The organism is Wujia sp. (genome assembly GCF_056872695.1).
Genome location: NZ_DBMFCD010000003.1, coordinates 41,461 through 63,648, shown reverse-complemented (window position 1 = coordinate 63,648; position 22,188 = coordinate 41,461). Strand labels below are relative to the sequence as shown.

18 protein-coding genes and 1 pseudogene are annotated in these 22,188 nt (G+C 45.5%); 16 read left to right on the top strand and 3 right to left on the bottom strand.

The window, feature by feature from the left end; all coding sequences use genetic code 11:
- Window positions 1-47: 47 nt before the first annotated feature.
- From ACZQK9_RS04350 to ACZQK9_RS04335, 4 genes are all read left to right on the top strand, one after another.
- Window positions 48-1,622 (top strand): protein kinase domain-containing protein, encoded by a 1,575-nt coding sequence (locus tag ACZQK9_RS04350; protein WP_483269746.1) that lies wholly within the window; start codon window positions 48-50, stop codon window positions 1,620-1,622.
- 24 nt (window positions 1,623-1,646) lie between these two features.
- Window positions 1,647-2,492 (top strand): L,D-transpeptidase family protein, encoded by an 846-nt coding sequence (locus ACZQK9_RS04345; RefSeq protein WP_483269745.1) that lies wholly within the window; start codon window positions 1,647-1,649, stop codon window positions 2,490-2,492.
- Window positions 2,493-2,552: 60 nt separating this feature from the next.
- Window positions 2,553-3,155 (top strand): bifunctional phosphoserine phosphatase/homoserine phosphotransferase ThrH, encoded by a 603-nt coding sequence (thrH, locus tag ACZQK9_RS04340; RefSeq protein WP_177981444.1) that lies wholly within the window; start codon window positions 2,553-2,555, stop codon window positions 3,153-3,155.
- A gap of 143 nt (window positions 3,156-3,298) precedes the next feature.
- Window positions 3,299-4,687, top strand: coding sequence for an MATE family efflux transporter (locus ACZQK9_RS04335; RefSeq protein WP_483269744.1), 1,389 nt, complete (start codon window positions 3,299-3,301; stop codon window positions 4,685-4,687).
- Between the two features lie 115 nt (window positions 4,688-4,802).
- Here the strand turns inward: ACZQK9_RS04335 and ACZQK9_RS04330 are convergent, their stop codons facing one another.
- A complete protein-coding gene (locus tag ACZQK9_RS04330) occupies window positions 4,803-5,180 on the bottom strand; it encodes a metal-dependent transcriptional regulator (protein ID WP_483269743.1) in 378 nt (125 codons plus the stop codon).
- Window positions 5,181-5,422: 242 nt separating this feature from the next.
- Here ACZQK9_RS04330 and ACZQK9_RS04325 point away from each other — a divergent pair, with 242 nt between their 5' ends.
- The 6 genes from ACZQK9_RS04325 (at window position 5,423) to ACZQK9_RS04300 (ending at window position 11,861) form a co-directional block, all read left to right on the top strand.
- Window positions 5,423-5,635 carry a FeoA family protein gene (locus ACZQK9_RS04325; protein ID WP_021986249.1) on the top strand — a complete coding sequence of 71 codons (213 nt, stop codon included), beginning with the start codon at window positions 5,423-5,425 and terminating at the stop codon, window positions 5,633-5,635.
- A gap of 32 nt (window positions 5,636-5,667) precedes the next feature.
- On the top strand, window positions 5,668-5,889 hold the full coding sequence (locus tag ACZQK9_RS04320; protein WP_021986248.1) for a FeoA family protein: 222 nt from the start codon (window positions 5,668-5,670) through the stop codon (window positions 5,887-5,889).
- A gap of 313 nt (window positions 5,890-6,202) precedes the next feature.
- A complete protein-coding gene (gene feoB / locus ACZQK9_RS04315) occupies window positions 6,203-8,707 on the top strand; it encodes a ferrous iron transporter B (RefSeq protein WP_483269742.1) in 2,505 nt (834 codons plus the stop codon).
- A gap of 187 nt (window positions 8,708-8,894) precedes the next feature.
- Window positions 8,895-9,056: a FeoB-associated Cys-rich membrane protein gene (locus ACZQK9_RS04310; protein ID WP_021986246.1), complete on the top strand. Its 162-nt coding sequence runs from the start codon at window positions 8,895-8,897 to the stop codon at window positions 9,054-9,056.
- Window positions 9,057-9,697: 641 nt separating this feature from the next.
- Window positions 9,698-10,858, top strand: a complete 1,161-nt coding sequence (locus ACZQK9_RS04305; protein WP_483269741.1) for a rhomboid family intramembrane serine protease — start codon at window positions 9,698-9,700, stop codon at window positions 10,856-10,858.
- A 28-nt stretch (window positions 10,859-10,886) separates the two neighbouring features.
- Window positions 10,887-11,861, top strand: a complete 975-nt coding sequence (locus ACZQK9_RS04300; RefSeq protein ID WP_483269740.1) for an ATP-dependent 6-phosphofructokinase — start codon at window positions 10,887-10,889, stop codon at window positions 11,859-11,861.
- Here ACZQK9_RS04300 and ACZQK9_RS04295 read toward each other — a convergent pair.
- Window positions 11,839-12,729, bottom strand: a complete 891-nt coding sequence (locus ACZQK9_RS04295; protein WP_118374016.1) for an AraC family transcriptional regulator — start codon at window positions 12,727-12,729, stop codon at window positions 11,839-11,841. The genes ACZQK9_RS04300 and ACZQK9_RS04295 overlap by 23 nt on opposite strands.
- A 262-nt stretch (window positions 12,730-12,991) precedes the next feature.
- Between ACZQK9_RS04295 and ACZQK9_RS04290 the strand changes: the two genes are divergently transcribed.
- Window positions 12,992-14,572 (top strand): family 43 glycosylhydrolase, encoded by a 1,581-nt coding sequence (locus tag ACZQK9_RS04290; RefSeq protein ID WP_483269739.1) that lies wholly within the window; start codon window positions 12,992-12,994, stop codon window positions 14,570-14,572.
- Window positions 14,573-14,732: 160 nt separating this feature from the next.
- On the opposite strand, the pseudogene ACZQK9_RS04285 reads toward ACZQK9_RS04290, so the two are convergent.
- A pseudogene (locus tag ACZQK9_RS04285) lies at window positions 14,733-14,906 on the bottom strand (TrpB-like pyridoxal phosphate-dependent enzyme); the annotation flags it as partial.
- 210 nt (window positions 14,907-15,116) lie between these two features.
- Between ACZQK9_RS04285 and ACZQK9_RS04280 the strand changes: the two are divergent.
- The 5 genes from ACZQK9_RS04280 (at window position 15,117) to ACZQK9_RS04260 (ending at window position 22,167) form a co-directional block, all read left to right on the top strand.
- A complete protein-coding gene (locus tag ACZQK9_RS04280; RefSeq protein ID WP_483269738.1) occupies window positions 15,117-16,031 on the top strand; it encodes a hypothetical protein in 915 nt (304 codons plus the stop codon).
- A gap of 24 nt (window positions 16,032-16,055) precedes the next feature.
- The gene (locus tag ACZQK9_RS04275) at window positions 16,056-16,796 is read left to right on the top strand and encodes a sugar phosphate nucleotidyltransferase (protein WP_483269737.1); all 741 of its coding nucleotides are present in this window, start codon (window positions 16,056-16,058) and stop codon (window positions 16,794-16,796) included.
- Window positions 16,797-16,806: 10 nt separating this feature from the next.
- Entirely contained in the window at window positions 16,807-17,364 is a 558-nt protein-coding gene (pth, locus tag ACZQK9_RS04270) for an aminoacyl-tRNA hydrolase (protein ID WP_483269736.1), read from the top strand.
- Between the two features lie 200 nt (window positions 17,365-17,564).
- Complete coding sequence (gene mfd / locus ACZQK9_RS04265; protein ID WP_483269735.1) at window positions 17,565-21,101, top strand: transcription-repair coupling factor; 3,537 nt, start codon at window positions 17,565-17,567, stop codon at window positions 21,099-21,101.
- Entirely contained in the window at window positions 21,091-22,167 is a 1,077-nt protein-coding gene (locus ACZQK9_RS04260) for a peptidyl-prolyl cis-trans isomerase (RefSeq protein ID WP_483269734.1), read from the top strand. Before mfd ends, ACZQK9_RS04260 begins: the two co-directional genes overlap by 11 nt.
- Window positions 22,168-22,188 lie beyond the last annotated feature (21 nt).

Here is a 22,188-nt window from a genome sequence, read left to right as displayed (position 1 = left end):
ACTAAGCATAGTTTTGTTTGCAGCAGAATCGAACGGAGGACGTACGAATGAATTATCCAATGACTTTGGAACAATATATTGTGCAGATGCCGATGCGTGAAGTGGATCTGGTACGCATGGGTGCGCAGATTGCAGATGCATTAGCGGCAATCCATCAGCAGGGAAGTGTACATGGAAATGTAAAACCGGGAAATATTCTGATCACAGCCCCCGGCACGTATCAGCTGATTGGTATGGAGCCGGTGCGGCAGTATCCGGAAGGTACAATTCCGGTAGCGGTTGCACCAGAGCTTGAGCAGGGTGGCACGTATCAGGCAGGGACGGATGTGTATGCACTTGGCATGATGATGAAATCGTTGATTCCGAGGCAGGGCGTGAGTGGTGTGCTTGATGAGATTCTTCGCAAAGCATGTGAGCCGGATCCGGCCAGAAGGTACACAACGGCGTTGGAGTTCGCAGAGGAGTTGCAGACACTTGCAGATCTGATGCAGGATACGGTGGCAGCGGCTCCACAGGCGGTCTATGAGCAGCCGAATCCGCAGTCGTACGAGCAGCCGTATACCCAGCCGGTATCGCACGCACAGCAGCCGAATCCGCAGTCGTATGAGCAGCCGTATACCCAACCGGTATCGCACGCACAGCAGCCGAATCCGCAGTCGTATGAGCAGCCGTATACCCAACCGGTACCGCACGCACAGCAGTCGACGGAGCTTGTAAATAACCGGCATCCGCAGGAGACAGATTCCTACCGGACACGGCCGCAGGAAGAGATGCATCTGCAGCCGAAGAAAGAAAAAGACACAAAGCAGAGACAGAAAAAGCAGAAAGAATCGCTGGCATTACATTTCCTGCTTCCGATTCTGCTTGTATTGATCATAGGCGCAGCTGTCGCTGTATATGTTATATTGATACGCCCTTCGAATGAACCGGAGGCGACGACGGAACCGGTCACAACAACGGAAGCGGCAAGTGAAACCACAACGGAGATAACAACGACGGAAGCCACAACCGAGGCAACAACGGAAGAAGCGGAATGTCCGTATGAGTATTCGCAGAAGGTAACGGTAACTGCGCATGCCGGAAGCACAAGCGGAACGCTGACAGTCTATAACTGGGAGAATGGAGACTGGACAGAGAAGTTTTCATGCGGATGTAAATTAGGAAAAAACGGCATCGGCTCAGATTATGGAGAAGGAAAAGGCGTAACTCCGATGGGAACCTTCAAGCTTGGATTCGTGATGGCAAATGTGAATCCAGACAATGGTATGGATTTTAAGCTTGCAAGCAGTACACTGGGAATCGTGGACGATGCTGAATCAGAACTTTACAATACACTTGTTGACACCTCCCAGGCAGGGGACGTGAGTGTGGACCGCATCGGAAATAACATTGTATCCGGTAAGCTCAAGGCAATCATTTTTATTGAGCATAACGGAGATGGAAGCTCGCCGGAAGGTGTGACACCGGGCAAAGGCTCTGTTATTACGATATGCGGAAATTACAGCTATGAGGAGATCAGCGAGACAGCCGGATGTATCGATATAGATGTGGACGATATGGCAACATTGCTTTCAATGTTGGATGGCAGCCTGAATCCTTATATTGAGATTACATTGAATTAAAGGTAGCGGCACAGGGGGGTAGCGATGAAGAATTTGCGATTGCTTTTTTGTATGTTGATGGGACTGCTGATTGGTACAGTAGCCGGAATTGTGCTGACGAATGTCATGCACAGCCAGCAGAAGAAAAGACAAACCGAGAGGACGACGGAGGCTGTGACGGAAGAAGCCACTGCGATGGATGCGGCGGAAAATACACAAGAAATCCAGACACAGACCGATGCTGCGACGACACCGGCAGATGCGTGTGTATCGGATGACAGACAGCCGGAGGCACTGACAGAGATTTTAGGACGCAGTCTGGTGAACTATTCCCAGCTTGCGGATGTTTCGTGCAGGCAGTTAATCGTGGTGGATGCGGATCAGGAGAAAGCGTCAATATCGATGTATGTCTGTGGTGAAAATGGTTTGTGGACAGATGCAGGGCTGGCAACAGAAGGCTACGTCGGCGAAAATGGTGTGAGCCGGGAATCCTACGAGGGAAGCCGGATGACACCCGCGGGCGTATTCCCAATCGAAGAGGCATTTTATATCGAAGATAAACCGGAGACGGGGCTTACGACATTTCAGATCACGGAAAATACATATTGGGTTGACGATGTGGAGAGTGAATTATATAATCAACGCATAGAACTTGCCGGCGAGAAGGCATGGAAGAGTGCGGAGCATATGATCGAGTATCCGGATGCGTACAAATATGGATTCGTGATTGGGTACAATATGAACCCGGTTGAGGCTGGCAGGGGATCTGCGATATTTTTTCATATCGGGGATCGCGCAACGCTTGGATGTGTTGCCACGTCAGAGGAAATGGTGCTGGAATATTTGAAGAAATTGGATGAAACGATGCATCCATTTATAGTAATTCAATAAAAATTTTACATCAGGTTAACATGATGATAAAAATAAAAAACGGAGGATAGAATTATGGCAATGAATATTGTATGTTTGGACTTGGAAGGCGTATTGGTACCGGAGATCTGGATCGCATTCTCAGAGGCGAGCGGAATCCCTGAACTCAAAAAAACAACGAGGGACGAACCGGACTATGATAAGCTGATGACATGGAGACTTGGCATCCTGAAGGAGCATGGACTTGGACTGAAGGAGATTCAGGAGACAATCGCGAAGATTGATCCGATTCCGGGCGCGAAGGAATTCTTGGATGAACTCCGTAGTCTGACACAGGTAATCATTATCAGTGATACATTTGCGCAGTTTGCAACACCGCTGATGAAGAAGCTTGGCTGGCCAACCATCTTCTGTAATTCTCTGGAGGTTGCAGAAAGCGGGGAAATCACAGGATTTAAGATGCGTTGTGAGCAGTCGAAGCTGACAACGGTTAAGGCATTGCAGTCAATCGGATTTGAAACCATCGCCAGTGGAGATAGTTATAATGACCTTGGTATGATCAAGGCAAGTAAGGCAGGCTTCCTGTTTAAGAGTACGGATCAGATTAAGAAGGATAATCCGGAGCTTGCAGCATATGAGACTTACGATGAGCTGCTTGCTGCAATCAAAGAGCATCTGGATTAATCGGTAACCGGATAGAAATAGCTCTCTTATAATAGGAAAATGATGGAAATCGCTGTGAGCAACGCCTGTATTTGCTTATGGCGATTTCTTTTTGCTGTGTGTAAGATTTGAGAGATATTAATATTATAGGAGGAATCTGGAAGATGACAGAAGAGAGAAAGAAATTAAAGAAATCATCGAGCCCGGCGAAGGATCTGACCGTAGGATCGCCGATGAAACTGATTCTCGGATTTGCATTCCCGATGTTTCTGGGGTTACTGTTCCAGCAGTTTTACAGTCTGGTTGATACGATGATTGTCGGAAAATATCTGGGTGTGGATCCATTTGCAGGCGTTGGCTCTACAGGCAGTCTGAATTTTATTGTCATTGGATTTTGTATGGGACTTTGCAGTGGATTTTCGGTTCCAATCTCACAGAGTTTTGGAGCCAAGGATTTTCCGCTGCTTCGTAAGATGGTTACAAATTCTGTGTGGCTGTGCACATTTTTCAGTGTTGTAATTACAACTTTGATGCTTGTGTTCTGCCGCCCGGTTTTAACGTTGATGAACACACCGGAGAATATTTTTGAATACGCATATATTTACATATTTATAATCTTTGCGGGAATTCCGTGTACGATTCTGTACAATATGACGGCAGCTATCCTGCGTGCGCTGGGAGACAGCAAATCGCCAATTATCTTCCTTGCGATTTCTTCTGCCATCAATATCGGTCTGGATCTGCTGCTCATTATAGTGTTCAGGATGGGTGTCGAGGGTGCTGCACTTGCAACTGTTGTTTCCCAGGGCGTATCAGGTGTGATCAGTATTATATACATTAAGAAGAAATTCGATATTCTCGCGATGGAGAAGGGAGACTGGAAGCTGGAGAGACATCTGGCAGGAAAACTGACGGGTGTTGGAATTCCGATGGGACTGCAGTATTCCATCACGGGAATCGGATCGGTGATTCTGCAGACCGCGGTCAATGGACTTGGTTCCATCTATGTTGCATCTATGACAGCCGGCTCGAAGATCAATATATTTCTTGCGTGCCCGTTTGATGCGCTCGGTCAGACGATGGCACCGTATGCCGGACAGAACATCGGAGCAAGAAAACTGGATCGTGTAGGGAAAGGCCTGCGTGCCGCATGTATCATTGGATTTATCGTGTCCGGACTGATGGTGGTCGTTGTGAAGCTGTTCGGCGGGCAGCTTACAATGCTGTTCTTAGATGAGAAGGATCCGGTTATCATGCAGAATTCAACACAGTTTTTGATCATTGTATCCGCATTTTACTGTCTGCTTACCCTGGTCAATACGGTTCGATTCACGATTCAGGGTATGGGATTTTCGTCACTCGCCATTATCGCAGGTGTGATGGAAATGATCGCGCGCGGTATCGCGGGTATGCTGCTCGTGCCGGCGTTTGGCTATATCGGAGCCTGTTATTCCAGCCCGCTCGCATGGCTGCTTGCGGATGCATTCCTGATTCCGGCGTTCTTCTTGTGTAAGCGGAAGGTTGCACGGCAATTGGAAGTCGGGAAAGCTTAGTTGGATGGAGTTTAATCATACAAAAAAGGCACGGTTTGACATGGTTCAAATCGTGCTTTTGGTATGTAATAAATGATTATCCGGAAATATCCTTATCTTATGAGATATGGGCTGTTTATGCCTGACTCATATGATTGATGTAATGATTCTTTAGTGCCTGAAATGTCTCATCGCTTAGGTCATGCTCAATCCGGCAGGCATCCTTATATGCAACTTCATCATTAACACCCAATGCCATAAACAGATGTGCCAGTGTTTCGTGCCGCTCATAAATCTTCGAGGCGATTTTCATGCCTTCGATTGTGAGCGATAAGTAACCTTTATCGTCCATATTGATATATCCATTTTCACGGAGGTTCTTCAGATACACGCTGACACTTGGCTTTGATAATCCGAGATGGTGTACAACATCAATAGAACGGACGTGCTCGCGAGATTTACCAAGATATAAAATCGCCTCCAGGTAATCTTCCGCTGATTCCTGTATCTTCATAAAATAATCCCCTTTACAAATAATGATTTTAACATCGTTATGTTTGCATACTAACATAATTTTTACGGCTTTGCAAACGCTTTGAAAAAATGCATGGTGAATAAGAAAAATAAATATAAAAAACTATTATATTTGTTGTTGACAAAACAGTTAGTTTGGGCTAATATTGTGACGACAGAAAGTTAGTTGTTGTAAACTAACTTAAAATAAAGTATGAATACTACAGAAAAGGAGTGATTTTTATGCCACTGTCAATGGTAGAAGAAGGAGAACCAAAAACCATCGTGAAAGTGGGTGGGAAAGAGGAAGTTCGTAAATTCCTTGAGAACCTCGGCTTTGTGGATGGAACCGTTGTAACCGTTGTATCATCTCTTGGCGGAAACATGATTTTGAAGGTAAAAGATTCAAGAGTGGCTCTTGGTCGTGACATGGCAAGTAAAATCCAGGTAGCCTAGAAGAACGTATTCGTAAGAGAGGAAGTGAAACAATGAAGACATTGAATCAGGTAAAAGTCGGGGAGACCGTAAAGGTAACGAAGATTGCAGGCGAAGGCCCGATCAAGAGAAGAATTATGGATATGGGTATCACAAAGGGCGTCGAGATTTACGTACGCAAGGTAGCTCCACTTGGAGATCCGGTTGAAATAACGGTGCGTAATTACGAGCTGTCCGTTCGTAAGGCAGATGCAGCGATTATCGAAGTAGAGTAATTCTCACATAATCGTAAAGAATAAGTCGAATCATATATCTCCATATTGATGAATGAGGATATACGATATGTTTGAGGCTTAGAAGTTCTTATTGTTCTGTTAAAAAAGAAGCCATGTTTGAACACGATGTTCAAACAAGTCGCCACTGAGCCATGGATGGCGAATTGGCGACGGTGGCGTATTGCTGTAATGCGTGTAATCAGAACAATTAGAACTTCTTAGCATCAATACATTGTATATCGAATAATCAATATGGAAATATATGATGACTTTCACGATTGTGTGAAATGTAAGAAAGATAAGGAGAGAAATCATGGCAATTACAATTGCACTCGCAGGTAACCCGAACTGCGGTAAAACGACATTGTTTAACGCCCTGACAGGCGCAAACCAGTATGTTGGTAACTGGCCGGGTGTTACGGTAGAAAAAAAGGAAGGTAAGTTAAAGGGACATAAAGATGTTGCCATCATGGACTTACCTGGTATTTATTCTCTTTCTCCGTATACATTGGAGGAAGTGGTAGCAAGAAATTATCTGATCGGTGAGCATCCGGATGCAATCATCAATATCATTGATGGTACGAACCTGGAGCGTAACCTGTATCTGTCTACACAGATCATCGAGCTTGGCATCCCGGTTGTTATGGCTGTCAACATGATGGATGTAGTCAGAAAGAGCGGCGACAAGATCGATATCAAAGCACTTTCGAACGCACTTGGCTGTGAAGTTGTTGAGATCTCCGCATTAAAGGGCGAAGGAATCAAGGAAGCTGCAGATAAGGCAGTTGCAGCAGCAAATGCAAAAAAGGCAGTTGCACGTGTTCATAAGTTTGACGATGCAGTGGAAGCCGCAATCGATGCAGTGGAGGCAAAGCTGGATGATTCCGTAGCAGAAGCACAGAAGCGTTTCTTCGCAATCAAGGTGCTTGAGAAGGATAGCAAGATTGGCGATCAGCTTCAAAATGTTCCGGACGCATCTGCGGAGATCAAGACACTGGAAGATAAGTTCGACGACGATACAGAGTCCATCGTGACGAGTGAGCGTTATGCTTATATTTCTTCTATCATCGGAAAATGTCTGAAGAAGGCGAAGTCAGGAAAGAAGCTTTCTGTATCTGATAAGATTGATAAGATTGTTACAAACCGTATCCTGGCACTTCCAATCTTCGCGCTTGTTATGTTTTTAGTGTATTTTATTGCAATGCAGACCGTCGGTGCTGCTGCAACAGACTGGACAAATGATAACCTCTTTGGCGATGGTTTCCATTTGTTTGGTATGGAGAAGAATGACGATGGCGTTGCTTACAGCGACGATTCAGATGCTTACGCAGAGGCAATGCAGGTAATCGATGGATTCATCTCTTATGGTGAAGAAAATGGTGTAGAAGTTGGCGATATTGCAGATGCCATGGATGCAGAATCTGATGAGTTTGATCCAGCAAACGCTGCAAAGGCTGCTGACGAACTGCTCAAAGTATTTGATGCAGATACAACAGCAACTTATCTTGTAGAAGATGAGGAGACACTGGCAACTGACGAGACAGAGTCTACATATGCAGATCTGCAGAGCGCAGTTGATACATACAAGTCTTATGGCTGTGAAGAGCCGGACCCTGCAGATTATGGTGTATTTGTTCCTTCTATCCCGGATCTTGTATCAAAGGGACTCGAGAAAGCAAATTGTGCAGATTGGTTACAGGGATTGATCGTTGATGGTATCATCGCCGGTGTCGGTGCAGTACTTGGTTTCGTACCTCAGATGCTGGTACTGTTCATCCTCCTTGCAATCCTTGAGTACTGTGGATACCTTGCCCGTGTTGCATTCATCATGGACCGTATCTTCCGTAAGTTTGGTTTGTCAGGTAAGTCGTTCATCCCGATGCTCGTAGGTATGGGATGTGGTGTTCCGGGTATCATGGCTTCCCGTACAATTGAGAACGAGAAAGACCGTCGTATGACAATTATGACAACAACCTTTATCCCTTGTGGTGCAAAGGTTCCATTTATCGCAATGATCGCTGGTGCTATCTTCAATGGTTCCGCAATCATTTCAACCGGTGCTTACTTCATCGGTGTTATTACAATCATCTGTTCAGGTATCATCCTGAAGAAGACAAAGATGTTTGCTGGTGATACATCTCCATTCGTTATGGAGCTTCCGGCTTACCACTGGCCAAAGGTTGGCGCTGTTTTACGCAGCATGTGGGAGCGTGGCTGGTCCTTCATCAAGAAGGCCGGTACAATCATCCTTCTTTCTACCATCGTTGTATGGTTCACAACATATTTCGGATGGGTTGACGGAAGCTTCGGAATGCTTTCAGAGGATCAGATGGATTACAGTATCCTCGCTAAGATTGGTAACGCAATCTGCTGGATCTTCAAGCCACAGGGCTGGGGCAACTGGCAGGCAACGGTTGCAAGTGTAACCGGTCTTGTAGCAAAGGAGAATATCGTTGGTACGATGGGTATTCTGTACGGTGGCGGAGATGCAACTGTTTACCAGACACTGGCAAGCAAGTTTACAGAGCCAAGTGGTTTGTCATTCCTGTTGTTCAACCTTCTCTGTGCGCCATGTTTCGCAGCAATGGGTGCGATCAAGCGAGAGATGAACAGTGCAAAGTGGTTCTGGTTCGCAATCGGATATCAGTGTGGTCTTGCTTATCTTGTATCACTCGTTGTATATCAGATTGGTGTGCTCATTACAGCAGGTACATTTGGTGTAGGAACGGTTGTAGCGTTCTTGATCATCGCCTTCTTCCTGTATATGCTGTTTAGACCAAACAAGAATGCGCAGTTTGCAAAGATTAAGACAAACTAATTCATAGTTTTCAAGAAAGATTGTATAGCACCGGAGCATATCCGGTGCTATATTAAGTATGTGGGAATTGTGTTTCAAACCATGGAGACAGTTGGTGTAGAAGTTGTACATAAAACACTTTCATCTACATCATTGATTTATCTGGATTGTAAATACAATAAATATTACCTTGTAGGAGGTCGTGGAAATGAATTTAGGTACATTTTTAATATTATTGGTAGTTGTTGCGGTGGTTGGTTTGGTCATCCGGGGGATGGTGAAGGATAAGCGTGCCGGCAAGTCAAGCTGTGGCGGGGATTGCAGTCACTGTGGAAGTGTCTGTCATGCACCGAAAAAAACACAGAAATAGAGCAAACAAGCGGAGTAATCCGCAAGGAATATCGTCCAGTTAAGAATAATTATCAACAAGTAAAAAATATGAAAAAAGTGGTTGACTTTTTAGTTAGTTTACGCTAACATACAACATGTAGTTAGCAACAACTAACTGCAACGAAACATAAATTCGCGTACATGGAATTTATAATCGACTCCTTTCTCTAACAGCCCCGCGCTACTCCACATAGCGCGGGGTAAATTTTTGCGTGATAATCGCCCAAGCACATGCATCGCTGCAAGCTTGCTTGCAAGCGAATGCATGTATTTGGGGGATAACAGACACTGAGTCGGAGCGAAGCGGAGACGAAGTGCCTGTTATGTGTAGGCGAAAGCCTGCAGGATTATCCGGAGCAACAAGCCAAGCACATGCATCGCTGCAAGCTTGCTTGCAAGCAGGTTTGGGGAAAAATGGCGGAATAGGAAAAATGCCCCAACCGGAAGCATAAGAGAAGCAAGCAGGTTTGGGGAAAAATGGCGGAACAAGAAAAAAGCCCCAATCGGAAGATAAAATAAAGCGGGATGCAAGTTTTGGTTGCCTAGAATGGGAAGGTGGAATATAATTGTTGCAGTGTGATAGAAACAAAAGATATGCACAAGTAGAAAGGGGATGTACAAGTGCAGTTAAGAAGAGATAATGAAACGGATCAGGAGAGAAAATCAGGCCCATATTATGGCATGCCGTCGCGGAAATATGAGAATCAGAATCCATATACAAACCAGAATCCTTATGCATATGAAGATCCGTATGTGGTTCATACAGTGCCACCGGTTCAGCCCGTGCGTGCAAAGCAGACGATTCCGATTGTTACAATCCTGATTATTGTGGCGAATGTGATTGCGGCGATTATGTGTATTGGTATCGAAAACACATTCCAGCTTGCAGGAATTAACTATGAGTACATCACGATAAACCACGAATATCGTCGTTTGATCTCTTATATGTTCATACATGCGGATTTTGAGCATTTGATAGGAAATATGGTGACGCTCTTTCTGTTTGGTAAACTGGTAGAACAAAGGCTTGGTTCCCTGCGGATGGCAATCATCTATTTTGGTTCCGGCGTTGGAGCAGGATTCCTCTCGATGGAGATTGCACACAAGCTGCATCCGGAGAGTCCACGGTTTGCTGCGGGCGCGTCCGGGGCTGTCTTCGGAATTATATGTGCAGCAGTGTTCCTCCAGATTATGGGACGGAAGAATGCCGAGCGGAAGGATATGATTATCGCTATTGCACTCGTGATTGGATATGCGATTTATTCTGCAGGCGGAAATGTGGATATCTATGGTCATATCGGTGGCGCGATTGTCGGAGGTATTCTGGCGTTTGCGTTAAATGTAAAGAAATGGCAGGGCTTCATAGAGAATCAGTTCTGCAAGATCTTGGCGATTATAGCGACAATCGTGCTCTGCGTGATGGGCGTTGGTGAGGCACATATTGGCAAGGATCAGTCCTCTCTGATGGATAAGCGGGTAATGTATATCCGGGAACAGCCGGTGGCAGATTATGAGATGAAAAGCTATGGAACAAAAACATATGGCGAAGCCTTAGATGATTACTGCACGAATACAAAATGGGAATCCTTTACCGCAGAAAGTGGAGAACAGGTCGTACAATTCAATGGAAACGCGTATTATAAGGGAAGCGAGAAGGAAGTGATCATCCAGTTTTTGATCACGGGTGACTGCGAATCGTATGAGCTGTCGTATTTTGCGTTCGACGGGACTGCATGTAACTGGTATCAGGTAGATGCATTTTTCAAAACAATATGTGACTAATTATAAATAATCCGGAGGATAAGACAAAATGAATGAAATCAAGAAGATAGCAGTACTGACAAGTGGAGGAGATGCACCGGGAATGAATTCGGCAGTTCGGGCAGTTGTATTCAGCGCGAACAATCTTGGAATTGATGTGGTCGGTGTATTGCGTGGCTATGAAGGTCTGATTGACTGGGAGACGATTCCGCTTGGATTAGACGATGTGCGAAACATCAATAATCAAGGTGGTACGATTCTTTTTACAAGCCGGAGTGAACGTTTTTTAGAACAGAAATACAGACAGATTGCAGCGGAGAACCTGCGTGCACATGACGTGGATGCGGTTGTCGCAATCGGCGGAGACGGCACGCTTCGCGGTGCGATTAGATTCAAGGACGAGGGCGTGAATATCGTCTGTATTCCCGGTACAATCGACCGGGATGTGGCCTGCTCTGAATACACGCTGGGGTTTGATACAGCAGCGAATACTGCGATGGAGGCAATCGATAAGATCCGCGATTCATCGGTATCCCATGGCCGTTGCAGTGTCGTAGAGGTCATGGGCAGAAAGCGTGGTTATATCGCGCTCTGGGCAGGCATGGCGACATCCGCAGATGCCATCGTGTTACCGGAGAAATGGGACGGAAACTTTGATTACATCATAAATGCACTGCGCAAACGACATACCGATGGCAGAAACAGTTATTTGGTCGTTGTGGCAGAGGGCGTGACCGATGCAGGCAAGCTGGCAGATCTGATTCAGAAGGAGACAGGCATCGAATCGCGTGTGTCCGTGCTTGGATATATCCAGCGAGGCGGACAGCCAACAGCGAAGGACCGCATGTATGGTTCGCTGATGGGCGCGTATGCAATCGAGATATTGCGACAGGGCAGAGGTAACCGGATCGTTGCGATCAAAAACGATATTCTGGTTGACTACGATATTGCGGAGGCAATCGACCTGCAGAACAACAATCTGGATTCCTTCCAGTACCAGCTCAGTCTGATGCTGGCAGAGTAATGGAGGTATTGGTTGTATTATGAATTCTGCGGAATTCAGTCGGGGTACACCCTTTTTGTAGTTTGAAGATACGGAGGAACGATGAGATAGAGTGGAATCCACAGCTCATTGCGACCTCCGTTATATTTTTTTCAGGGTCAGAGAGCAACAGGCATGCATGATAAATGCGCTGTGCATTTACATAATGGTAGAAGGTATCGCCTGCAAATTGTTTGAAAAGCCGAAGAAAATGATACTTGGAAAATCCCGTCATGGATGCCGCTGTATCAACGCATAGATTTTCTGCGTAATGCTGATGGATGTATTCACATACAGATGAAAATGCTTCGGTATAATGTCTTTTCTTGTCAGGAGATATATCATGGAAGACTGCACTTTCGTCAGACAGTGTGCGCCCAACCAGCAAAAAAAGCTGAACAAGGAAATGAAACACTGCAGTCTCACGGAACCGGTTTTCGCCGAAATACTCTTCTGCACAGGAGGAAATCAGTTGGGCACATGTATCATGAATTTCAGGGAGTGTGTTCCCGTTGATCAGTGTAACTGGAGAGAGTGCTGCCTGAATTGTTGAAAAACAGTCAGATTTAATATAATGGAAGAAATCTGCCAGAAAAATATAACGTTGACCATGGCAGGCTGGAATGGAATGAACAGTTCCAGGCGCAATGATCAGGATATCCCGCTCCTTCAGATAATAGTTTGTCCCATTGCAGATGATAGTATAATCGCCTTTGACAGGCATGATGATTTCTGTGGATGCATGCCAATGTGGCTCATATGTTTCGTATTGCGTGTTGTTATATAACAACACAGATTCATAATCGTGAAATTTTATCTGTTCATAAGAACCATCCAGGTTAAGTGCCATGCTAATATTTTGTCTCCATTCTATAATCAATAATTGCTTTTGAGCGTTGATGATTTTATTAAATCATAACGAAATAGAAAAAAATATCAAGAAAATTATGAAAAACAGCAAAAATATTCGTAAAAAAATAGCAATAATTAATAACTAAATAGCAATGATTCGGTAGATAGTGAAAAAAGATTACGATAAGATATAGTCAGATCAGGGCATGAGGAAATAATATCTCACTTTGCATGAATAGAACGAGCAGGAGGACAAGATTATGAGAAAGAAACAAGTGTTTAATCCTTTTTTACCTTTGAATGAGTATATCCCGGATGGGGAACCACATGTGTTCGGAGACCGGGTGTATCTGTATGGTTCCCATGATCATGAGGGGGGATATACATTCTGTATGGATGACTATACTGTGTATTCGGCACCGATAGATGATCTGACAGATTGGAGAAAAGAACGAGTGATATATGAGGCAGATCAGGATCCTGCTTACCCAGAGCTTTGTTATATGTATGCACCGGATGTTGTGCAGGGAAATGATGGAAAATATTACCTGTATTACGCGATGTCCGGCGATTATGGCGTGGGTGGTTATACATGTCCGATCAGCGTGGCTGTATGTGATACGCCAGCGGGAAAATATAAATTTTTAGGGCATGTGCGCAATAAAGATGGCAGTCCGATGATGCGGTATGTATGCTTTGACCCGGCGGTGCTGAATGATGATGGCGTGATAAGACTCTATTATGGTACACAGTATGATTACGAAGAACAGCCAGACTTCCCGGAAAATGATGCCTATGTGAAACAGGAGATGGAGATGTTTGGGCGTACAAGAGAAGAAATCCTGTCATACCCGGACAGCATTATGGGACCTGTGATGCTGGTGCTCGAGGACGATATGCTGACCGTGAAAGAAGAGCCGAAGCATATTATTCCGTATAAGGTGAAAGGAACATCATTCGAGGCACATCCGTTTTTTGAAGCTTCTTCCATGCGAAAAGTTGGAGATAAATATTATTTTGTCTATTCATCAAAGCAGAATCATGAACTTTGTTATGCTGTAAGTGACCAGCCGGATGGTGGATTTACGTTTGGAGGAACGATTGTCTCAAACGGCGATGTCGGGCTGGATGGCAGACCATTGGAAGAGAAACTTAATATGACCGGTACGACACATGGAAGCATTATTGAAATAAATGGTCAGTGGTATGCGTTCTATCACAGACTCACACACAAATCCGACTATAGCAGACAGGCGTGTGCAGAGAAGATAAAGATCGAAGCAGATGGAAGTATTCGGCAGGTGGAGGTTACAAGCTGTGGATTAAATGAGGGACCGCTTGTTGCGGAGGGGAGCTACCCAGCAGTGATTGCCTGCAATCTGACGAATGGAAGTATGCCGCATGGAAATAACAGCATATATAAAGAAGAATTCCCCAATATAACCAATAGTGGAGAAGAACGTTTCATTGGCGAGATTGATCATGGAACGTTGATAGGGTACAAGTATTTTGAATTTAAGAATGTAACCAGAATCGGAATTGTTGGACGAATTGAGACAGAAGAAAATAAGGCGCGATTCGATGCACCAGCCCGGCTCGATGCACGGAGCAGACTGATTCATAAACCAGTAGATATGCCGGTGCCTGAAAATAATTTCTTCGAATTGCGTTTGGAACCAGAAGGACCAGCCTGCGGGAAAATCAACATAACAGATGCAGAAGATGAGCATGCATGGGAATGTTTCACCGGGGACGTCCAGATTCCAGATGGCATACATGCGTTGTATCTGGTTTACCACGGAAAAGATAAATTTCAGATGAAAGAACTGAAATTCTTATAGATTGCAATTGAACAGATAAAAAGAAAGCTATGTGTATATGTCTGCGTAACCGCTGATAGTCAGACAATGGAAAACAGAAAATACACATAGCTTTTTATGTACTCTTTTTAGATATGAATGATGTAAATATAAATTATACGGTTGGCAGGGTTGCAAATGACTTTGCAAGTTCAGTACAGAAGATATGGGACAGCTCGTCCAGTGTCACAGGCTGTAACGTAGCCGGATTCAGAATTGGTGCAGGCTTTTTCTTCATGTCCGCACGCACATTGTACCACTGGGTTGGCATCTCGTTTTCTTCAAGATAGATCTTGTAAGGGATTTCTTTTGCCATGCTTGTTCTCCTTTTCTTTTTTGTATTTTCTTTGTTGTAAATAAGCTCTAAAACAAAATATAATTTGTTTTACATTATTTTTATGTGTTTCACAATATTCTCAAGTAAAAACAACAAAAGAAGTGTGAAACTACAGTGAAAATAATGACAGTACGAATAGAAATGTGCTATAATTACACTAATTATGCAATAGAACTTGAGGTGTAAACAGTGAGCATAAAGAAAAGAACCTTATATTTCCTCTCTGTGTGCTGCCTGATTATGAGTCTGGCAGGATGCGGAAAGAAAGAAGAGACGACACTTGCGGACGGAGTGTTTCTGATGTTGTCGTCGACAGCAAAAGGGGATGCGGTGGAAACCTACGAGATGTATACACTGCATGCGGAGATCAGTGACAATGGAAATGTCCGTATTTATGCAGACAATTTTAATCGTTGGGTGCCAAGTGATCCCTGTCCGGAGGAAAATATCCAGCTATCGATGGATACAATCCAACAGATCAAGGACATCATAGAGGACATAGATCTGTATCATATGCGAAGAAATATTGGAAGCCGGGATTTGAAGGATGGAGAATACAAGGAACTGACATTGTATACGGCAGCCGGAGAACATGTCTCAGGGGGGCTGAACCCATCGAACCGGGAATTTCTGAAACTGTATGAATATGTGGAAGATCAGATTCGGGAGGCAGAATACCGGTATCGGTCAAAGCTTGCCGAGATGCAGAAGAAAGCCATCTCGATGGAACAAAACAGGAATGTGTATATTACGGATATGCAGGATGCAACAGTGGTTGCAAGTGATTATATCAATGATGTCTATGTGACTTATGGTATAAAACATACACGGTATGACGAGACAGCAACCGCAGATGTACCGGAGCAGGTCAATTATTATGTGACAGTTCTGCTTGCAGATGCAGGGGCAGAGACGCTGCGGACCGATACGCAGGGCTGCGCAGCAGATAATGCGATGTATTACAAGGTGTATCAGGACAGTGCATATGCATTTACGTTCTGCGTGCAGGAACCGGTTATGACAGACGAAATCTATGTATACGAGACAGTGGATGCGGACGATGCAGTCGCCAAGGCAAAGGAACTACGGGATAGTTTGTATTAAATATAGAAAAAGGTTGGAAAGAAAATGAACAAATTAAAAGCAGTAATTTTGGCAGCAGGAAAAGGAACACGAATGAATTCGGATTTACCGAAGGTCATTCACAAATGTTTAGGCAGACCGATGGTGCATTATGTCATTCAGGCGTGTAAGGATGCAGGTGCCAGCGAGGTCTGTGTGATCGTTGGCTATAAGGGCAGAGAAGTCAAGGATGCAATCTATGATGTTGTCGACTATGCAGAGCAGAAGGAGCAGCTTGGAACCGGACATGCCGTGAAATGCGCCAAGGATTTTATTGGCACAGAGGGCGATACACTGGTGCTCTGTGGAGATACGCCGCTGATTACTGGAAAGACCCTGACCGAGCTTGTTGAGAAGCATCGCAAGGAGGCAAATGGTGTAACCGTATTGTCAGCGATTTTGGACGATGCAACCGGGTACGGACGTATCATCCGTGATGCGGCAGGCAATTTTGAGAAGATCGTCGAGCACAAGGATGCAACCGAAGAGGAGCGGGCATGCAAGGAAGTGAATTCCGGTATGTATATCTTTAATTCCGAGGCACTTTCTGCAAGCCTGGATCTGCTGAGCAACGATAACGCCGCAGGTGAATATTATCTGACAGATACGATTGCACTGATCAAGAAGATCGGTCTCAAGGTATCGGCACTTCCGCTTACCGGAGATGCCTGTGACGAGATCCGCGGTGTGAATACGATCGACCAGCTGGAAGAAGCGGAGCAGATCATGTGTCACCGTGAGGACTAGGAGGCAGACGATGAAAATAATCGTGGGACTGGGAAATCCGACGAAGGAATATGCCGGAACAAGGCATAATGTCGGGTTCTCCGTGATATATAATATCAGTGATGCATATAATATTCCGGTCGAGACGAAGAAGCATAAAGCGCTGATCGGAAAAGGTATCATTGAGGGTGAGAAGGTGATTCTTGCCATGCCACAGACATATATGAATTTAAGTGGCGAGAGTGTGCGAGAGCTGATGGATTATTATAAATGCGAGCTGTCTGATCTGATTGTCATTTATGATGATATCAGTTTGGATGTCGGCAAGCTTCGCATCCGCGCGAAGGGTAGTGCCGGCGGACATAATGGAATCAAGAATATCATTGCACAGCTTGGAACACAGGAGTTTACACGCATCAAGATTGGTGTCGGTGAAAAACCGGCGAAGATGGATCTTGCAGATTATGTGCTCGGGCGTTTTTCAAAGGAAGAACAGCCGGTTATCCGGGAGAGCGCAGACCGCGCAACACAGGCAGTTGCAACCATCCTTACCGAAGGGATAGCCTCTGCCATGAACAAATTTAATTAATAAAATGTAGATAGAGACATGCAGAATTATCAATTCGTAAGCAGACCGTTGAAGCACGCTGGTACTTAATAAGCAGCAACTTGTTGCTGCGAATTTAGTACCATTGCGTGATGAATCGAGCGAGAGCGTGTCTGCGTCGAATGATAATTCTGTATGTCTCATCTACAAATATGTAAATTAGTAGAAAAGAGGATCCGCAAATGAAGGCATTGACACTTGCATTTCAGGATGATCCAAGGTTTGCAGAGTTAAAAAAACACCGGGATGAAGCAGGCGGTATCCACCATGTATGGGGGATGGATCGCCGGATCACCCCACTTTTGATGGAAGCACTGTCGGACGCAAAACGATTTCGTCTGATTGTGACATATGAGGAGCGACGCGCGCGGGAAATCGTCGAGGACTATCGGTTTTACAGCCGTCAGACCTTTTATTATCCGGCGAAAGACGCTCTCTTTTATTCCGCAGATATTCACAGTAACAATACCGTGCAGGAGCGGCTGGAGATTTTTAAGAAGATTGCAGAAGGACGTCCTTGTACCGTTGTTACGACCATAGAGGGATTGATGGATAAAATTCCATCTATCTCGCATATTATAGAAAATATATTGACGATCAAGGTCGGAGATACCTTGCAGCTCGATACATTTTCGAGAAAGCTCACAACACTTGGATATGAAAAAACTTCAATCGTAGAAACACCGGGGCAGTTTTCGGTCAGAGGAGGAATCATCGATATCTTCTCCCTGACGGAAGAGTGCCCTTATCGTGTTGAGCTGTGGGGGGATGATATCGACAGTATCCGGAGCTTTGATGTGGAAAGCCAGCGTTCAATGGAACGTGTCGAGGAGTTTGTCATCTATCCATCTACGGAGATGGTGCTCGATGACGTGCGGATCAGCAAGGGTATTGCAAAGCTGGAGAAGGAACATAAGGCGCAGGCGAAGCTTTTGAAGGAACAGTTCCACACAGAGCAGTATGCACGGCTGAACAAGATGGTGGCGTCGGTCTTAGAGGAGTTAAAGGAGTTTAATTCCACGATGGGATTAGACAGTATGGTGGAATATTTCTACGACGATACAGTATCATTCTTAGATTATTTCCCGGCAGATACGGATATCTTCATTGATGATCCGGAGCGTGTAAACCAGCGTGCCGGTGCCTATGCGATGCAGTTTGGCATGTCGATGGAAGGCCGTCTGGAGGGCGGTTATGTCCTGCCAACACAGGCAAATGTGCTCTATGATGCCAAGACAGTTGTGGCAAGACTGGTGAACCGTACACCGGTGCTGCTTTCGGAACTGTATAAGAAACAGCCGGCATGGAAGGAACAGTTTGCATTCCAAATTGATGCAAAGGGGCTTGTCAGCTACAACAACAGCTTCGAGGATCTGATGAAGGACATCGAGAAATATAAGAAGAAGGACTATCGGATCCTGATTCTGTCACCGTCTGCGACGCGAGGGAAACGTATCGCGAAGAACTTACAGGATAATGATGTCATGGCTTACTTTACTGAGAACCGGGAACAGCCGCTTAAACCGGGCGAGGTTCGCATCAGTGTCGGACGAATGGAGACGGGCTTTGAAATCCCGGAGTGTCATCTGCTTGTGATCGCTGAGGGCGATATATTTACCTCGAAGGAACTGAAAAAACGGAAGAAGCTGCCGAAATATGCAGGTGAGAAGATTGCCGGATTTTCAGATATTTCCGTTGGCGATTATGTCGTACATCAAAATCACGGTGTCGGAATCTACCGTGGTATCGACAAGGTGGAAACCGATGGACGCATGAAGGACTATATCAGTATCGAGTATGCAAAGGGCAGCAAATTGTTCGTGCCTGTGGAGCAGCTCGACCGCATTGGCAAGCTGTCCGGCAAGGATGGTGCGCGTGTCAAGCTGAACAAGCTTGGAGGTCCGGAGTGGGAGAAGGTGCGCACGCGCGTCAAAGGACATGTGGAGGATATTGCGAAGGAACTGATTGAGCTGTATGCGATCCGTTCGAGTACGCAGGGCTACAAATATTCGGAGGATACCGTATGGCAGCGGGAGTTTGAAGAGATGTTCCCATATGAGGAGACTCTGGATCAGCAGAAAGCCATTGACGATACCAAGCATGACATGGAAAGTGGCAAGATCATGGATCGTCTCGTCTGTGGGGATGTAGGATTTGGAAAGACAGAGGTTGCCATCCGGGCAGCGTTTAAGGCGGTACAGGATAACCGGCAGGTAGCATATCTGGTACCGACGACGATTCTTGCCGAACAGCATTACAACACATTCTGTGAGCGTATGAAGAACTATCCGGTCAATATCCGGATGCTGTCCCGGTTTTGTACACCGAAGGAAGTAAAAGAGACGTTGGAGCAGATGAAATCCGGTATGGTAGATATCGTGATTGGTACACACCGGCTGCTCTCCAAGGATATTGTATTCAAAAATCTGGGACTTCTGATCATTGATGAGGAACAGCGGTTCGGCGTCAAGCACAAGGAACAGATCAAGCAGATGAAGAAAAATGTGGATGTGCTGACACTCACTGCGACACCAATTCCGCGAACGCTGCATATGAGTCTGGTTGGTCTGCGAGACATCAGTTTGCTGGAAGAGCCGCCGGTCGACCGGCTTCCGATTCAGACGTATATTATGGAATACGATCTGGAGTTTGTAAAAGAGGCGATCAACCGGGAACTTGCACGAAACGGACAGGTATATTATGTGTATAACCGGGTAGAGACGATCGCGGACATTACGGGACAACTCCGTCAGGTACTGCCGGATGCAACGATTGAATTTGCACATGGCAAGATGCCGGAGCGGGAGCTTGAAGCGATGATGCGCCGTTTTATCAAAGGTGAGATTGACGTGCTTGTGTCGACGACGATCATTGAGACGGGACTGGATATTCCAAATGTCAACACGATCATTATACATGATGCAGACCGGTTTGGTCTGTCACAGCTCTATCAGCTGCGAGGACGTGTTGGACGTTCCAACCGGAGTGCCTATGCATTCCTGCTCTATAAGCGGGATAAGATGATAAAAGAAGTTGCAGAGAAGCGTCTGAAAGCAATCCGGGAGTTTACAGATCTTGGCTCCGGGTATAAGATAGCAATGAAGGATCTGGAGATTCGTGGAGCCGGAAATTTGCTTGGACAGGAGCAGTCTGGAAATATCGAGGCGGTCGGATACGATTTGTATTGTCAGATGTTGAACGATGCGATCCGGCGTCTGTCTGGTGAGACGGTGCGTGAGGAGTTTGTGACAAACGTAGAACTTCCGCTCAATGCCTATATTCCAGACAGCTATGTGAAGAATGAATATGTGAAGCTGGATTTGTATAAGAGAATCTCAAAATGTGCGAACCGCGAGGATAATGATGCCATCTTAGAGGAGGTGCGTGACCGGTTTGGCGAACCGCCAAAGCCGTTCTTCCGCCTGCTTGATGTGGCATATCTGAAAGCAATTGCACATGAGGTCTATATTACGGATATCAAATATGTAGGCGATGAGGTGCGGTTTTACATGCTGCCGCAGGCACCTGTGCAGGCGGAGCGCGTCAACCCGTTGCTGAAACGGTATAAGAACACATTGCGGCTTACCGCAGGCAAGCAGACCTATTTCCGTATCCGTATGTCGAAGCTGATCGAGGAAGAGATGGTATCTTCCTGCGAGAAGGTTATTGAGGATATCCGCACATTGTATAATACGGAGGATGTGAACCATGAAGTATAATAGACGTTGTCGAAAACTAATTGCAATATTGTTGTGTATCTGCCTGATGGTGCCGATGCTTTCCGGCTGTGGAGAGAAAAAGGAAGAAGAAACACAGCAGACAAGCAGCGGAACCCTGGTGTTTCAATATGGAAATAATCTGGTAACCAAGGGTGAGGTATATATCTATATAGAAACTGTGCGGGAGCGGTATGAGATGCAGTATGGCAGTGATGTCTGGCAGACGGTGCTTCCGGATGGTGGTGCGGGAACTTCTATGGAGAATCTGACACGTGAGGAAGTTGTAAATGAGATCGTACGTGTCAAGACACTGTGCGCGCATGCAGAGGAGCTTGGAATCACACTGGGAGACGATGAACTGACAGAGTTAAATCAGAAGGCAGACGATTTCTGCGAGGGACTGACGGACGAACAGTTGCAGAAGATGGAGATCACGAAGGAAAAGGCAGAGAAAGTGATTCAGGAAAATGCAATCGCATCGAAGGTGGAAGCGAAGATCTTAGATGACCGGAAGATTGAGATTTCTGATGAAGAGGCGCGGATGACGACCTTCTATGACATGTATTTTGAGTGTTACAGCATGGATGAGAATGGGGTAGTGACACCTTATACAGAGGAACAGAAGAATCAACAGTATCAAAATGCTTTACAAGCGTGCGCAACGTTGGCTACGACAGACACAAAAGACGTCACAGGCGTAGCAATCGAGAAGCTGGCAGAGTATTATCAGTTGAACGAGGCGAAGATACAGACGATGAGCCCAAAGGATATTCTGGAAACATATGGGCAGGATGTGTATGATCTGCTGTACAATATGGAGAACGGACAGTACAGCACGGTTGTGGAGACGCAGTATGGCTATCATGTATTCCAGATGATTGCTCTGACTGATCAGACGAAGACAAATGAGCAGAAAATCGTGCTTTATAATCAGCAGGTACAGGAAGCGTTATCGGATACGCTTACGAAGTGGCAGGCACAAATCGATCCAATCTTCAAGTACCCGGACAGCGTAGATATGGACGTGTATGATACGATCGTAAATGATACAGTTGGGACAAAATAAAAATGCATAGGGGATGCATAC

Bases quoted from the DNA above. Each gene is read 5' to 3' on its own strand.
- ACZQK9_RS04345 (WP_483269745.1), top strand. From the start codon at position 1,647: ATGAAGAATTTGCGATTGCTTTTTTGTATGTTGATGGGACTGCTGATT.
- ACZQK9_RS04300 (WP_483269740.1), top strand. From the start codon at position 10,887: ATGAATGAAATCAAGAAGATAGCAGTACTGACAAGTGGAGGAGATGCA.
- ACZQK9_RS04320 (WP_021986248.1), top strand. From the start codon at position 5,668: ATGAAGACATTGAATCAGGTAAAAGTCGGGGAGACCGTAAAGGTAACG.
- thrH (WP_177981444.1), top strand. From the start codon at position 2,553: ATGAATATTGTATGTTTGGACTTGGAAGGCGTATTGGTACCGGAGATC.
- ACZQK9_RS04260 (WP_483269734.1), top strand. From the start codon at position 21,091: ATGAAGTATAATAGACGTTGTCGAAAACTAATTGCAATATTGTTGTGT.
- pth (WP_483269736.1), top strand. From the start codon at position 16,807: ATGAAAATAATCGTGGGACTGGGAAATCCGACGAAGGAATATGCCGGA.
- ACZQK9_RS04325 (WP_021986249.1), top strand. From the start codon at position 5,423: ATGCCACTGTCAATGGTAGAAGAAGGAGAACCAAAAACCATCGTGAAA.
- ACZQK9_RS04335 (WP_483269744.1), top strand. From the start codon at position 3,299: ATGACAGAAGAGAGAAAGAAATTAAAGAAATCATCGAGCCCGGCGAAG.
- ACZQK9_RS04295 (WP_118374016.1), bottom strand. From the start codon at position 12,729: ATGGCACTTAACCTGGATGGTTCTTATGAACAGATAAAATTTCACGAT.
- mfd (WP_483269735.1), top strand. From the start codon at position 17,565: ATGAAGGCATTGACACTTGCATTTCAGGATGATCCAAGGTTTGCAGAG.
- ACZQK9_RS04310 (WP_021986246.1), top strand. From the start codon at position 8,895: ATGAATTTAGGTACATTTTTAATATTATTGGTAGTTGTTGCGGTGGTT.
- ACZQK9_RS04350 (WP_483269746.1), top strand. From the start codon at position 48: ATGAATTATCCAATGACTTTGGAACAATATATTGTGCAGATGCCGATG.
- ACZQK9_RS04275 (WP_483269737.1), top strand. From the start codon at position 16,056: ATGAACAAATTAAAAGCAGTAATTTTGGCAGCAGGAAAAGGAACACGA.
- ACZQK9_RS04290 (WP_483269739.1), top strand. From the start codon at position 12,992: ATGAGAAAGAAACAAGTGTTTAATCCTTTTTTACCTTTGAATGAGTAT.
- ACZQK9_RS04330 (WP_483269743.1), bottom strand. From the start codon at position 5,180: ATGAAGATACAGGAATCAGCGGAAGATTACCTGGAGGCGATTTTATAT.
- feoB (WP_483269742.1), top strand. From the start codon at position 6,203: ATGGCAATTACAATTGCACTCGCAGGTAACCCGAACTGCGGTAAAACG.